Here is a 12,909-nt window from a genome sequence, read left to right on the forward strand (position 1 = left end):
GAACACCGTCACTCCGGCAGCGCCGGCGATACCGCGCACCGCGTCGGCCCACCGCCCGTCGATAGGTTCGGCGACCGAGGCCAGCGGAACCCCGAACCGGCACATGGTGCCCTCCGGAAACACCACCAGCCGGGCGCCGGCGTCGGCGGCCCGTCGGGTGTAGTCGCCCACTGTCTTCAGGTTGTCCGCCGGGTCGGTACCCGACAGAATCTGCGCACACGCAATCCGCATGTGAACAGCCTATTCGTCGGTCGACGGGGTGGGTGACACCACCGACCACGGCACGGTGAGAACCCCGTCCCGGCCGGTCCGTCGTTGCGGTTCGATCGGAAGTCCGTCGGCCGCCAGTGCGGCGAGCATCGCCCGCCACCGGGCTCTCGGCCCGAACACCGACTGCCCGGCCGCGGTGGCCCACGCGCGATCGGCAGCGCTCAGCAGCGCATGTATCGGCCGACCCGGAATATTTTGGTGGATAAGCACTTTGGGCAGCCGCTCGGCCAGATCCGAAGGTGTCTCGATATGGCGAGGATCGCAGGCCAGCGTGAGGCTCAACGGCCCATTGCGGTCCAGTAGCACCCAGCAGCATCGCCGGCCCAGTTCGTCGCAGGTGCCATCGATGATCAGCCCGGACGGCGTCAGCGCGGACTGCATGGTGCGCCACGCTGCGGCCACGTCCTGCTCGGGGTACTGACGCAGGACGTTGAACGCACGCACCAGCACCGGTCGTATGCCGGCCAGTTCGAATCCGCCGAGGGCGAACTCCACCCCGTCGCCGGCGGCGGCCCGGGCCGTCTCGACGCGTTCGGGTTCGATCTCCAGGCCCACCACCCGCACCCCGGGCGCGACGCGGCGCAGCCGGGACGCGAACTCCAGAGTGGTCACCGGCAGCCGGCCGTAGCCGAGGTCGACGGCCACCGGGTCACCGACCGACTGCAGGGCCGCCCGCACCACCGCGGAGCCGGTCATCCAGCGGTCGGCCTTGCGCAGCCGGTTGACCCCGGTTGTCCCGCGGGTCGGGACGCCGACGGGACGCCCGCCTCGGGAGGGTCTAGTGATGGCCCGCCACCCATTCGGTGGTGAAATCGCCCTCCGTGCTGAACAACGTTCGCAGCCCGTTGATGACGAGACGCTCGATCTGTCCGCCGATGAGCGGGATCTTGGCGTGGCACAGTGTTCGCAGCTCCAGCTGGCTTCCGCCGGCGGTATCGGAGAGCACGTAATCCCCGGAGATCACCACCGGTGCCACGGGGACCGTCGCCCGATAGTGACCGGCCGCGCGGTCGGCGGACTCGTCGAGTGGGTCGAAATGCTGTTGGCGGGTGACGGTGAAACTGCCCGGCACCACCGGACGCGCGATGGCGGGGAGATCCTGCGCCGAGAGGACGTGGGTGAATGCGATATCGGTCCCGGAGTCATCGGTGCTGAAACGTTCGATCTCGGTGCGCAACGAATGCTCCCGGTAGAACGCCACCAGATCCTCCCAGTAGTCGATGGTGGTGAAGTCCCGATAGACCGCGGCGGCCGGCTTATCGACCGCTACGACGTAACTCATCCGGCTCGGCATGGATCAGTGGTTCCCGGCGATCCAGGCGGTGGTGAACCGCTGTTCGGCGATCAGCAGCTGCTCGAGCTGGGCGCCGATGAAGTTCTCCAGCTTCCTTCCGACCAGTGGCACGCCAACCTCGACGGTGGCACGAAATGCCAACCGGGACTGGTGATCTGCGCGGGATAGCTCTCCCTCGCAGAGCAGCGAGACCGGGGCGTCGACCACACTGCCGGCTACGGTGGCCTCGGCCTTACCCTCGACGATCCCAGTCCAGGTCTCTGCTCGCCGGATCTCCAGATCGCCGCGGTGGAACTGGTGGATGACGCCGGGTAGCCGGGTGGCGTGCAGAACCTGGGTGGTCACCACGTCCAGACCGCCGTCACGCCCGAGGTCGAAGGCCTCCAGGCGGGTCTGGTCGGCGCCGGAGTCTGCCAGTCGGGCCAGCCAGTACTTCTCGTCGCGCAGCGCGGCGTGCACCTGTTCGACCGACGCCTGATAGTCGGTGGCCATGTCGAATGAGCGCGGCATAGCTGGTGAGGCTACCGTTACCTGGCGTGACGCTCAGGGAAGATTTCGGCGGCGCCCGGGTCGAGGAAAACGTGCCGGTGGCCGCATTGACCACCCTGCGGGTCGGCCCCGTCGCCCGGCGCGTCATCACCTGCGAGACCACCGAGCAGATCGTCGCGACGATGCGCGCACTCGATGGCGGCGGCCCGGACTCGGTTCTGGTGCTCGGCGGCGGCTCGAACGTGGTGGTGGCCGATGATCTGGCGGGTCTGACCGTCGTACGGCTGGCGAACTCGACTGTCACCGTGGAGGGATCGGAGCTACGGGCGCAGGCCGGGGCGGAATGGGACGACGTCGTCGCCCGTGCCCTGCAGGCACATCTGGGCGGACTGGAATGCCTCTCAGGTATTCCAGGGTCGGCCGGCGCGACGCCGGTGCAGAACGTCGGCGCGTACGGGGTCGAGGTGGCCGACAGCCTCACAAGGGTTCTGCTGCTGGATCGGCAGACCTTTCGGGTGCGCTGGGTTGCGGCCGCCGAACTCGAGTTCAGCTACCGGCACAGCGTGCTGAAGAACTCCGACGCGGAGATCGTGCTGGAGGTGGAGTTCACCCTCGACCCGTCCGGGCGCTCGGCCCCGCTGCGGTACGGGGAGCTGTCCGCCAGCCTCGGTCTGCCTGCCGGTGAGCAGGCCGACCCGGCGCGGGTGCGCTCTGCGGTGTTGGCGCTGCGGGCGGGTAAGGGGATGGTGCTCGATGCCGCCGATCACGACACCTGGAGCGTGGGTTCGTTCTTCACCAACCCGGTGGTGCCGGCGGAGGTGTTCGACCGCCTGCAAGCCGGTGCCGACGGTCCGGTTCCGCACTATGGCGCCCCCGATGGCGTAAAGCTCGCGGCCGGCTGGCTGGTGGAGCGAGCCGGTTTCGGCAGGGGATTCCCGGGGGAGGGTCCGTGCCGGCTGTCCACCAAGCACGCGCTGGCGCTGACCAACCGCGGCGGGGCGCGCACGGCCGACGTGCTCGCGCTCGCCCGACGGGTGCGCGACGGGGTCCACGATGCGTTCGGGGTCACCCTGGTGCCCGAGCCGGTGCTGATCGGCTGTGCGCTGTAGTCGCCGCTCTGGGAAGGCAGAGCACGAACATCCCGCGCGAGGCACCGGCCACACCGGCCAACGCACCGCCGCCGGCGGGCGCTAGACCCGGCGGTTGAAGCGGCTCGCGCTGGCCTGATCGCGCGGCCGCACGATGATCTGATCGATGTTGACGTGCGCTGGCCGGGAGGCGACGAACCCGATCACTTCGGCGATATCCTCGGCGACCATCGGGGTGATGCCGGCGTAGACCTTCTCGGCCCGTTGTTCGTCACCGCCGAATCGAACCAGCGAGAACTCCGTCTGCACGGCGCCGGGCGCGATCTCGGTCAACCGGACCGGCTGGCCCAGCAGTTCCCCGCGCAGGGTGCGATGCAGCGCGCCCTGGGCGTGCTTGGCCGCGGTGTAGCCGGCCCCGCCGTCATAGACCTCCAGCGCGGCCGTCGAAGTCACTGTCACGATCAGACCGTCACCGCACGCGATCAGCTTGGGCAGCAGCGCTCGGGTGACCTGGAGTGTGCCGACCACGTTGGTCTCCCACATCCAGCGCCAGTTCTCCAGGTCGGCCTCGGCCACCGGCTCCAGACCGCGAGCGCCGCCGGCGTTGTTGACCAGGACGTCCACCCGGTGCAGCTGATCAGCCAGCGCCTGGACCGATGCTCCGTCGGTGACGTCGGCGACCACCGCGCTGCCGCCGATCTCATCGGCAAGCTGCTGGATCCGGTCAGCACGGCGTGCCACCGCGACGACATGAAAGCCAAGTGTGGCAAGGGTTCTCGCAGTCGCGGCGCCGATTCCGGAGCTAGCTCCGGTGACGACGGCGACTCGGGAATGTGCGTCCGGTGTGGTGCCCATCGCCCCCAATCTAGTCAGCGTGTTATCTTTTGCCCGTGATTCTTCGTGGTTGTCAGGCCGCATTCGACGCGTGTTGTTGTCGCGCGTCCTGCTGCGCCTGATTTCACGCTGACCCTCGGTCGCGGGCGCGGCATTCCAGCCCCCAGCCCCGTCCCGAGAAGGATTCACAATGACCAGCACCCTTGTTGCGCCGTATCTTCCGTCCCATGTCCGTCCCCTGCGTGCCCGCCGCAACGTCCTTGCCAATGTCGTCGCCAATGTCGTCGCCCCTTCGCTGAGCACGCCTGAGGCGGCCGTCGCCGCGGTGTTCGCCGCAGTGCGCCAGCGCGGGCCGGTGGCCCGCGACACCATTGCCGCCCTGAGCGGGCTGTCCGTTGCGACGGTGAACCGCCAGGTCAGCGCCTTGCTCGAGGCGCAGCTGCTGCGGGAGCGGCCTGACCTCGCAGCCGCGGGCGCGATCGGCCGTCCACGGATTCCGGTCGAGATCAACCACGAGCCGTACCTCACCCTCGGTGTTCACGTCGGCGCCCGGACCACCAGCATCGTGGCGAGCGACCTGTTCGGTCGTGCACTGGACGCGGTCGAAACGCCGACCCCCGGCGGTTCGCAGGCGGCCGCTCTGGCCGCACTGGCCGACAGCGCCCGGCGCTACCTGAGCCGCTGGCACCGTCGCCGTGCACTCTGGGCCGGGGTGACCATCGGCGGTGTGGTGGACAGCGCCGGAGGCTATGTCGACCACACCCGGCTCGGCTGGTCGCGGGCACCTCTGGGCCCGGTCCTGGCCGGCGTGCTGGGCCTGCCGGTGTCGGTGGCCTCACACGTCGACGCGATGGCCGGGGCCGAGTTGCTGCTCGGGACGCACCCGCGACGGGGAAGCGGGCTCTACGTCTACGCGCGCGAGACCGTGGGCTTCGCGCTGGTGATCGATGGCCGGGTGCACAGCCCGGCAAGCGGACCGGGAACCGTGGCCGGCCTGCCGGTCCAGTCCGATCTGCTTGGTGGCAGCGGGCAACTGGAGTCGACAGTCAGTGACGAGGCCGTCGTGGCCGCGGCCCGCCGGACCGGCATCCTGCCGGCGACCGGACCCAACTCAGCCATGACGGCACTCCTTCGAGTCGCCCGGCAGCGGGATGGTGCTGCCGCATCGGGTGCCCGTGCACTGCTCGCCGAACGCGCCCGCGTCCTCGGCGGGGCGGTGGCCCTCATACGCGACATGCTCAACCCCGATGACCTGGTGGTCGGCGGCCAGGCCTTCACCGAGTACCCGGAGGGTCTGGACCGGCTACGCGCTTCTTTCGCTGAGCGCTCGTTGCTGGCGGCCAAGGACATCCGGGTGACGGCATTCGGTAACCGGGTCCAGGAGGCCGGCGCCAGCGTGGTGTCGCTGAGCAGCATTTATGCCGACCCGCTGGCGTCTTTGCGCCGGGCACGGCAAACATCTGCGCGCCGCGCGGTGTAAACATGGAGAGGTGATGCCCCGCCGGGTGGCCGTGCTCTCCGTGCACACCTCCCCACTTGCCCAGCCCGGCACCGGCGATGCCGGCGGGCTCAACGTCTATGTCCTGCAGACCGCGTTGCATATGGCCCGCCGTGGGGTCGAGGTGGAGATCTTCACCCGGGCCACCTCCTCGGCCGACCCGGCGGTGGTTCCGGTAGCACCCGGTGTTCTGGTGCGCAATGTGGTCGCCGGCCCGTTCGAGGGTCTGGACAAATACGACCTGCCGACCCAATTGTGTGCGTTCACCGCGGGCGTTCTGCGCGCTGAGGCCAACCACGATCCTGGTCACTACGACATCGTCCACTCGCACTACTGGCTGTCCGGACAGGTCGGCTGGCTGGCCCGGGATCGCTGGGCGGTGCCCCTGGTGCACACCGCGCACACGCTGGCCGCGGTGAAGAATGCCGCCCTCGCCGAAGGTGACACCCCGGAGCCGCCGCTGCGGGCCGTCGGCGAACAACAGGTCGTCGACGAAGCGGATCGGCTCATCGTCAATACCGAAGATGAAGCGCACCAACTGGTTTCGCTACATAACGCCGATCCCGACCGGATCGACGTCGTCCATCCCGGCGTGGATCTGCAAACCTTCACCCCGGGTGACCGTCAGGCGGCGCGTGCGGCACTGGGGCTGCCGGCGCAGGGGCGGATCGTCGCCTTCATCGGCCGTATCCAGCCGCTGAAGGCTCCTGACGTACTGGTGCGGGCGGCGGCACTGCTGCCCGATGTTCAGGTATTGATCGCCGGCGGCCCCTCCGGTAGCGGATTGGCCGCTCCGGACAGGCTGGTGAAGCTGGCCGCCGATCTCGGTATCGCCGATCGGGTCAGGTTCCTGCCGCCGCAGTCCCGCGAGCAACTGGCCGACGTTTACCGGGCGGCTGATGTGGTCGCCGTCCCGAGCTACTCCGAGTCCTTCGGACTGGTGGCGGTCGAGGCGCAGGCCTGCGGTACCCCGGTGGTGGCCGCGGCGGTAGGCGGACTGCCGGTTGCGGTGGCCGACGCGAGCACCCTGGTCCAGGGTCACGATCCGGCGCGCTGGGCCCAGGTTCTGGCCGAGGTTCTGGCCGCCGACCCTGATGAACTCGGTCGTGCCGCGCTGGCGCACGCCCGGCGCTTCTCCTGGGACGTTTCGGTGGATGCGCTTCTGGCCAGCTACGAGCGGGCCATCGCCGACTACGGCAGTACCCACCGTCGCGGCGCCGGACGGGACCTGACCGCGCGGCGCAACGGCCGGCGATGGACGAAATTGCGCGGGGTGCGGGCGTGAGTTCAGCAGTCCAGCAGGTGATCCAGGACACCCTCGATGAGAACGGCCTGAACTACACCCGCTACGAGGGCGCCCGTGGCGGGATGCCGGGGCTGATCGTCGAACTTCCCGGTGAACGCAAACTGATCACCAACACCCTGCTGAGCATCGGGGACCACTCGGTGCGGGTTGAGGCTTTCGTGTGCCGCAAGCCCGACGAGAACTTCGACGGTGTCTACCGTTTTCTGCTCCGGCGGAATCGCCGGCTCTACGGGGTGGCCTACACCCTGGACAACCTCGGCGACATCTATCTGGTCGGTCGGATGTCGCTGGGCTCGGTCACCGCTGATGAGATCGATAGGGTGCTCGGCCAGGTCGTGGAAGCGGTGAACGCCGATTTCAACACCCTGCTGGAACTCGGCTTCAAGACCTCGATCCAGCGGGAGTGGGCGTGGCGGACGGCCCACGGTGAGTCGCTGAAGAACCTGAAGGCTTTCGAGCACCTCATTGAAGATGACGAGGCGTGAGAGACTTCCGCGCATGGCTGACACCTCCACGCTGATCCTGCTGCGCCACGGCGAAAGCCAGTGGAACGCCCTCAACCTGTTCACCGGCTGGGTGGACGTGGATCTGACCGACAAGGGCCGGGCCGAGGCGGTGCGCGCCGGTGAGCTCATCGGCGCGCAGGACCGACTGCCCGACGTGCTCTACACCTCGCTGCTGCGCCGGGCGATCACGACCGCCAATATGGCGCTCGACAAGGCCGATCGGCACTGGATCCCGGTACACCGCGACTGGCGGCTCAATGAGCGGCACTACGGTGCGCTGCAGGGTCTGGACAAGGCCGAGACCAAAGCCAAGTACGGCGAGGAACAGTTCATGGCCTGGCGGCGCAGTTATGACACCCCGCCGCCGCCGATCGAGAAGGGCAGCCAGTTCAGCCAGGACACCGATCCGCGCTATGCGGCGATCGGTGGCGGACCGCTGACCGAGTGCCTGGCCGATGTAGTGGCGCGGTTCGTCCCGTACTTCGAGCAGATCGTCGTGCCTGATCTCAAGGCCGGGCGGACAGTCCTCATTGTTGCGCACGGGAATTCACTGCGCGCACTGGTGAAGTACCTCGACGGGATTTCCGATGAGGAGATCGTGGGCCTGAACATCCCGACCGGTATCCCGCTTCGGTACGACCTCGATGGTGATCTGAAGCCGACCGTCGCCGGCGGCACCTACCTTGACCCGGCGGCTGCCGCGGCAGGGGCGGCTGCGGTTGCCAACCAGGGCGGCAAATAGAACATCAGGTGAACAACGGCGGAACTCCCAGGCGCCGGAATGTGATGTTGTTCGTCGAGGTCGCATGGTATTCCCGTGACATTGGCAGGATGCGTACGCTCATCCCGTGAGTGTTGGCGCGGTGGTCTTCGTGGTCGCCGTCGCAGCCGTTGTGGCGATAGTGCTCGGCGCCGTCGCGATCATCGGTGGCCGGCGCCGCCAGGATGCCCCGGCATCAGGTTCCTCGACCGGGCTGACGGTCGCTGAGATGCTGCAGCAGACGGTTGCCCTTGCGCCGGGCGGTGTGGTCGTCGTCGACGATCTGCGTGACGTACTGGTCAGCAACGACCGTGCGGTGGAACTGGGACTGGTGCGCAACCACCTCCTTGACGGCCGGGTCTGGAAAGCCGCCCAGCACACACTGGCCGGGGGCGAGGACGTGGAAGTGGACTTCTCCGTACCCGGGGGTGTGGCCGAGGGTCGGGCCGCGCTGTCGGTGCGCGCTCACGTCCGGCTGCTGAGCCCGGCGAATCCGCGGTGCGCTGTCATCTACTTGGACGACCAGTCCGAACAGGCGCGGATGGAGGCCAGTCGGCGCGACTTCGTCGCCAATGTGAGCCATGAGCTCAAGACGCCGGTGGCGGCTATGGGCGTGCTGGCCGAGGCGCTGCTGGAGTCCGCCGACGATCCGGGCACCGTGCACCGCTTCGGTCAGAAGTTGCTCACCGAATCCCAGCGGTTGGCCGGGATGGTCGGTGAGCTGATCGAGCTGTCTCGTCTCCAGGGTGCAGAACGGCTCCCCGATCTGGTCTCAGTCGGGGTGGACTCTGTTGTGCACGAGGCGATCTCGCGGTACAAGGTGGCGGCAGACCGGGCTCAGATCACGATCACCACCGACGCTCCCAGCGGACTGCTGGTGCTCGGCGACGAAGGGCTGCTGGTGACCGCGGTTGCCAATCTGATCTCCAACGCGATTGCTTACTCACCGGACGGGTCGACGGTGTCGATCAGCCGCGTGCTGCGCGACGACATGGTTGAGATCGCCGTCACCGACCGCGGCATCGGGATCGCACCCGCCGACCAGGCCAGGGTGTTCGAGCGATTCTTCCGAGTTGACAAAGCCCGTTCGCGGGCGACCGGCGGCACCGGTCTGGGCCTGGCGATCGTCAAACACGTCGCCGCCAACCACAACGGCAGTATCCGCCTGTGGAGTCAGCCGGGCACCGGTTCAACCTTCACCCTGTCGGTGCCGGTGTGCGCACCCGACGATGCAGTCGAACATCAAGAAGCCGAGGAGGCGCAGTGACCCGGGTCCTGATAGTCGAAGACGAGGAGTCGCTGGCGGATCCGCTGGCCTATCTGTTGCGAAAGGAGGGCTTCGAGGCCACCATCGTCTCCGATGGTCCTTCGGCGCTGGCCGAATTCGACCGCGCCGGCGCCGATATCGTGCTGCTGGATCTCATGTTGCCCGGGATGAGCGGTACCGATGTGTGCAAGCAGTTGCGCATCCGTTCCAGCGTGCCGGTCATCATGGTCACCGCCCGCGACAGCGAACTGGACAAGGTTCTCGGTCTGGAACTCGGGGCCGACGACTATGTCACCAAGCCGTACTCGGCGCGCGAGCTCATCGCCCGTATCCGGGCGGTGCTCCGCCGGGGCAGCGAGGCCGACGAGATGAGCTTCGCTGATGCCGTGTTGGAGGCGGGCCCGGTCCGGATGGACATTGAACGGCATGTTGTCACGGTGCGCGGTGCCGACGTCGCGTTGCCGCTCAAGGAGTTCGATCTCCTCGAGTACCTGATGCGCAACAAGGGCCGGGTGCTGACCCGCGGTCAGCTCATCGACCGGGTCTGGGGTTCGGATTATGTCGGCGACACCAAGACCCTCGATGTGCATGTCAAACGGCTGCGATCGAAGATCGAGGCCGATCCGGCGAACCCGGCGCACCTGGTCACGGTACGAGGACTCGGCTACAAGCTGGAAGGCTGACCGGGCTAGCCGGACGGCTTTGCGGCGCGGGTCGCCGGGTGGATTGCGATCAGTGCAAAGCCGCTGCGCCGCTTGCACATCGCTGCCAGTTCGGCATAGGCCTTCTCACCCAGTAACTCGGTGAGTTCGGCGCCGTAGGACTGCCAGACCGGCTTACTCCCGACGTGCGCGGCCGGATCTCCGGAGCAATACCAGTGCAGGTCCTCGCCGCCCTCGCCCCAGCCGCGCCGGTCGAACTCGGTGATGGTCGTTTTGAGGATCTCGCTGCCGTCGGGCCGTTTAACCCATTCCTGGGTCCGTCGGATCGGAAGCTGCCAGCACACTTCGGGTTTCATCGTCAGCGGTTCGACACCCAGTTTCAGCGCCTTGCTGTGCAGCGCGCACCCGATGCCACCGGAGAAGCCCGGCCGGTTCAGGAAGATGCAGGCGCCCTTGTACTTCCGGGTTCGCTGATTTGGCTTCTCCTCGTACTCATCCATTTCGAGGTAGCCCTTCTTCCCAAGCCCCTTTTCCCGGAACTGCCAGTCCTCGTCGGTCAGCTTGGCCACCGCGTCGTCGAGTTTGGCGCGGTCGTCGTCGTCGCAGAGGAAGGCGCCGTGTGAGCAGCACCCGTCATCCGGGCGGCCCGCCACGGTGCCCTGACAGGCCGGTGTGCCGAACACGCAGGTCCAATTCGACATCAGCCAGGTCAGGTCGGCGGCGATCAGATGTTCGTCGTTGGTGGGGTCGTAGAACTCGATCCACTCGCGTGGGAAGTCCAACTCGACCTCGCCGGAATGCCTTCTTGTCACGGGGACAACGGTAGACGCATTAGGTTGAAGGGCGTGCGATTGGGCGTGCTCGATGTGGGCAGCAACACTGTTCACCTACTGGTTGTCGACGCGCACCGTGGTGGCCACCCCACGCCGATGAGTTCCAGCAAGGCACCACTGCGCCTGGCCGAGTCGATCGACGACTCCGGAAAGCTGACCCGGCGTGGCGCCGAGAAACTGATCGAGACGGTCGACGAGTTCGCCAGGATCGCGGCCAGTTCAGGGTGTTCGGACCTGATGGCTTTCGCCACCTCGGCGGTCCGCGACGCGCGTAACTCCGAGGAAGTGCTCGCCAAGGTGCGGGCCGAGACCGGAGTGGACCTGCGCGTCCTGTCCGGTACCGATGAGTCGCGGCTGACCTTCCTGGCGGTGCGCCGCTGGTACGGCTGGAGCGCCGGTCGGATCACCAATATCGATATCGGAGGCGGTTCACTCGAGATGTCGAGCGGCATGGACGAGGCGCCTGACGTCGCGCTCTCGGTTCCGCTGGGCGCGGGCAGGCTGACCCGCGAGTGGTGGCCCGACGACCCGCCGGGCCGCCGCAGGGTGGCCATGCTGCGGGACTGGCTGGACAACGAGCTGGCCGATGCCGCCAAGGCCATGCTGGCGGCCGGGCCGCCCGACCTGGCTGTCGGAACGTCGAAGACCTTCCGGTCGTTGGCCCGGCTGACCGGGGCCGCACCGTCGGGCGCCGGACCCAGGGTCAAACGGACCCTGACCGCCAACGGTCTGCGCCAACTCATAGCCTTCATCTCTAGGATGACCACGGCGGACCGTGCCGAACTGGAAGGGGTGAGTGCCGAGCGGGCACCACAGATCGTGGCCGGAGCTCTGGTGGCAGAGGCGAGTATGCGAGCGCTGTCGTTGGAATCGGTCGATATCTGCCCGTGGGCACTGCGTGAAGGCATCATCCTGCGCCGGCTCGACCGTGAAGCCGACGGAACTGCCCTGGTGGAAGACGGACGATGAGCGAATCAGAAGACAGCCAGAACACGCGGCCGATCTCGGTCGCTGAGCTGCTGGCCCGTAACGGGACCATCGGGGCCCCGCCGGTCGGTGGCCGCCGCCATCGCCGTCGCGGCAATGCGGATGCAGTCTCGGTGGCCGAACTGACCGGGGAGATCCCGGTCATCCGCGATCAGCCCGTGGTTGAGCAAGCGATCACCGAAGATCGCGGACCGGTCGAGGAGCTCACCCCTGAGCCTGAGCCCGAAGCCGAGGTCGAGCCCGAGACTGCTTCGGCCCCCGAGCCCGGAGCCGAGGCCGCGCCGGAACCCTCCACCGAGACGGAGGTCATCTACTCCGAAGCTGAGGACTCCGCTCCCACCGTGGTGGTCACCGAGGAGGTCGCGGAGGAGGTCACCGAGGAGGCCGCTGAGGAGCCAGCTGAGGAACTCGACGACGCCGAGGTGGTCGAGGATGTCACCGAGGACGTCGCTGTCGAGGACGACATCGAGGAGACCGTCGAGGAAACCATCGAGGAGACCGTCGGGGACGACGTTCCGGAGATCGTCAGCGGCCCACCGCCGCGCTCCGAGGATCCGCGGCCCCGCCGGGTTTCCGGACCCGAGCTCAGCCATGACCCGCGCCCGGTGCGCGCGCCGTCAAGGGCCGAGCAGATGGCGCCCGACCCGGTTGACGATTCAGTGGACCTCGACGAGCTTCTCGCAGAGCAGGACGACGACGCCGAGCAACTGCGGTCCTATCTGAAGGCCTCCTCAGGCGCACTGTTCAGCGGGGAGACCCTCGCCGACGACATCGCCCGCCGCGGCCCCGGGGTCGAGCCCGAGGCGCACGACGACGAAATCGAGGTCCGCGCCGAGCGCGGAAGCCGGCTAGGCGGACTGCGGTACGCGCTGTCGGCGGTCCTGCAGTCTGTGCTGGCGGTCGCTTTCGGCGCCGGCCTGTTCCTCGGTTTCGATCAGCTGTGGCGTTGGAATACCATTGTGGCGCTGGTACTTTCGGTTCTAGTCATCCTCGGTCTGGTAGTGGCGGTGCGGGTGGTTCGTAAGACCGAGGACATCGCCAGCACGCTCATTGCCGTTGCTGTCGGAGCCATGGTGACGCTGGGTCCGCTCGCTCTACTGCAGTCGACCTGACTC

Annotated in this window: 15 protein-coding genes; 9 read left to right on the forward strand and 6 right to left on the reverse strand. The window is 67.8% G+C overall.

Annotated features, from left to right (window positions below; genetic code table 11):
- The 4 genes from ACR2JI_RS04160 to ACR2JI_RS04175 all read right to left on the reverse strand — a co-directional run.
- A partial coding sequence (locus ACR2JI_RS04160) for a nitrilase-related carbon-nitrogen hydrolase (protein ID WP_526388334.1) occupies window positions 1-231 on the reverse strand: 231 nt, incomplete at its 3' end.
- A gap of 9 nt (window positions 232-240) precedes the next feature.
- Complete coding sequence (locus tag ACR2JI_RS04165; protein WP_526388336.1) at window positions 241-966, reverse strand: class I SAM-dependent methyltransferase; 726 nt, start codon at window positions 964-966, stop codon at window positions 241-243.
- 82 nt (window positions 967-1,048) lie between these two features.
- The gene (locus ACR2JI_RS04170) at window positions 1,049-1,552 is read right to left on the reverse strand and encodes a DUF2505 family protein (RefSeq protein WP_526388338.1); all 504 of its coding nucleotides are present in this window, start codon (window positions 1,550-1,552) and stop codon (window positions 1,049-1,051) included.
- A 15-nt stretch (window positions 1,553-1,567) separates the two neighbouring features.
- Window positions 1,568-2,074, reverse strand: coding sequence for a DUF2505 family protein (locus tag ACR2JI_RS04175; protein WP_526388340.1), 507 nt, complete (start codon window positions 2,072-2,074; stop codon window positions 1,568-1,570).
- A gap of 26 nt (window positions 2,075-2,100) precedes the next feature.
- On the opposite strand from ACR2JI_RS04175, the gene ACR2JI_RS04180 reads away from it, so the two are divergent.
- Window positions 2,101-3,162, forward strand: coding sequence for a UDP-N-acetylmuramate dehydrogenase (locus ACR2JI_RS04180; protein WP_526388342.1), 1,062 nt, complete (start codon window positions 2,101-2,103; stop codon window positions 3,160-3,162).
- Between the two features lie 81 nt (window positions 3,163-3,243).
- On the opposite strand, the gene ACR2JI_RS04185 is transcribed toward ACR2JI_RS04180, so the two are convergent.
- Window positions 3,244-3,996, reverse strand: a complete 753-nt coding sequence (locus ACR2JI_RS04185; RefSeq protein WP_526388344.1) for an SDR family NAD(P)-dependent oxidoreductase — start codon at window positions 3,994-3,996, stop codon at window positions 3,244-3,246.
- A gap of 169 nt (window positions 3,997-4,165) precedes the next feature.
- Between ACR2JI_RS04185 and ACR2JI_RS04190 the strand changes: the two genes are divergently transcribed.
- From ACR2JI_RS04190 to ACR2JI_RS04215, 6 genes are all read left to right on the forward strand, one after another.
- Window positions 4,166-5,455 carry an ROK family protein gene (locus tag ACR2JI_RS04190; RefSeq protein ID WP_526388346.1) on the forward strand — a complete coding sequence of 430 codons (1,290 nt, stop codon included), beginning with the start codon at window positions 4,166-4,168 and terminating at the stop codon, window positions 5,453-5,455.
- Window positions 5,456-5,468: 13 nt separating this feature from the next.
- Window positions 5,469-6,758 carry a D-inositol-3-phosphate glycosyltransferase gene (mshA, locus tag ACR2JI_RS04195; protein ID WP_526388533.1) on the forward strand — a complete coding sequence of 430 codons (1,290 nt, stop codon included), beginning with the start codon at window positions 5,469-5,471 and terminating at the stop codon, window positions 6,756-6,758.
- A complete protein-coding gene (locus tag ACR2JI_RS04200) occupies window positions 6,755-7,264 on the forward strand; it encodes a YbjN domain-containing protein (protein ID WP_526388348.1) in 510 nt (169 codons plus the stop codon). Before mshA ends, ACR2JI_RS04200 begins: the two co-directional genes overlap by 4 nt.
- A gap of 13 nt (window positions 7,265-7,277) precedes the next feature.
- On the forward strand, window positions 7,278-8,027 hold the full coding sequence (locus ACR2JI_RS04205) for a phosphoglyceromutase (protein WP_526388350.1): 750 nt from the start codon (window positions 7,278-7,280) through the stop codon (window positions 8,025-8,027).
- 106 nt (window positions 8,028-8,133) lie between these two features.
- A complete protein-coding gene (locus ACR2JI_RS04210) occupies window positions 8,134-9,312 on the forward strand; it encodes a sensor histidine kinase (protein ID WP_526388352.1) in 1,179 nt (392 codons plus the stop codon).
- Complete coding sequence (locus ACR2JI_RS04215; protein ID WP_526388354.1) at window positions 9,309-9,995, forward strand: winged helix-turn-helix domain-containing protein; 687 nt, start codon at window positions 9,309-9,311, stop codon at window positions 9,993-9,995. Before ACR2JI_RS04210 ends, ACR2JI_RS04215 begins: the two co-directional genes overlap by 4 nt.
- A gap of 5 nt (window positions 9,996-10,000) precedes the next feature.
- Here the strand turns inward: ACR2JI_RS04215 and ACR2JI_RS04220 are convergent, their stop codons facing one another.
- Window positions 10,001-10,786, reverse strand: a complete 786-nt coding sequence (locus ACR2JI_RS04220) for a DUF3109 family protein (protein WP_526388356.1) — start codon at window positions 10,784-10,786, stop codon at window positions 10,001-10,003.
- 33 nt (window positions 10,787-10,819) lie between these two features.
- On the opposite strand from ACR2JI_RS04220, the gene ACR2JI_RS04225 reads away from it, so the two are divergent.
- Together ACR2JI_RS04225 and ACR2JI_RS04230 are read left to right on the forward strand one after the other, a co-directional pair.
- Window positions 10,820-11,776: a Ppx/GppA family phosphatase gene (locus ACR2JI_RS04225; RefSeq protein ID WP_526388358.1), complete on the forward strand. Its 957-nt coding sequence runs from the start codon at window positions 10,820-10,822 to the stop codon at window positions 11,774-11,776.
- Window positions 11,773-12,906, forward strand: a complete 1,134-nt coding sequence (locus ACR2JI_RS04230) for an Rv0497 family membrane protein (protein ID WP_526388360.1) — start codon at window positions 11,773-11,775, stop codon at window positions 12,904-12,906. The genes ACR2JI_RS04225 and ACR2JI_RS04230 overlap by 4 nt, the downstream gene beginning before the upstream one ends.
- The last annotated feature ends 3 nt before the right edge of the window (window positions 12,907-12,909 follow it).

Source organism: Mycobacterium sp. (assembly GCF_051006775.1).
In the GTDB taxonomy this organism is placed as follows: domain Bacteria; phylum Actinomycetota; class Actinomycetes; order Mycobacteriales; family Mycobacteriaceae; genus Mycobacterium.

Coding starts and splice junctions, on each gene's coding strand:
- ACR2JI_RS04165 (WP_526388336.1), bottom strand. CDS start 966: ATGACCGGCTCCGCGGTGGTGCGGGCGGCCCTGCAGTCGGTCGGTGAC.
- ACR2JI_RS04170 (WP_526388338.1), bottom strand. CDS start 1,552: ATGAGTTACGTCGTAGCGGTCGATAAGCCGGCCGCCGCGGTCTATCGG.
- mshA (WP_526388533.1), top strand. CDS start 5,469: ATGCCCCGCCGGGTGGCCGTGCTCTCCGTGCACACCTCCCCACTTGCC.
- ACR2JI_RS04185 (WP_526388344.1), bottom strand. CDS start 3,996: ATGGGCACCACACCGGACGCACATTCCCGAGTCGCCGTCGTCACCGGA.
- ACR2JI_RS04230 (WP_526388360.1), top strand. CDS start 11,773: ATGAGCGAATCAGAAGACAGCCAGAACACGCGGCCGATCTCGGTCGCT.
- ACR2JI_RS04190 (WP_526388346.1), top strand. CDS start 4,166: ATGACCAGCACCCTTGTTGCGCCGTATCTTCCGTCCCATGTCCGTCCC.
- ACR2JI_RS04205 (WP_526388350.1), top strand. CDS start 7,278: ATGGCTGACACCTCCACGCTGATCCTGCTGCGCCACGGCGAAAGCCAG.
- ACR2JI_RS04175 (WP_526388340.1), bottom strand. CDS start 2,074: ATGCCGCGCTCATTCGACATGGCCACCGACTATCAGGCGTCGGTCGAA.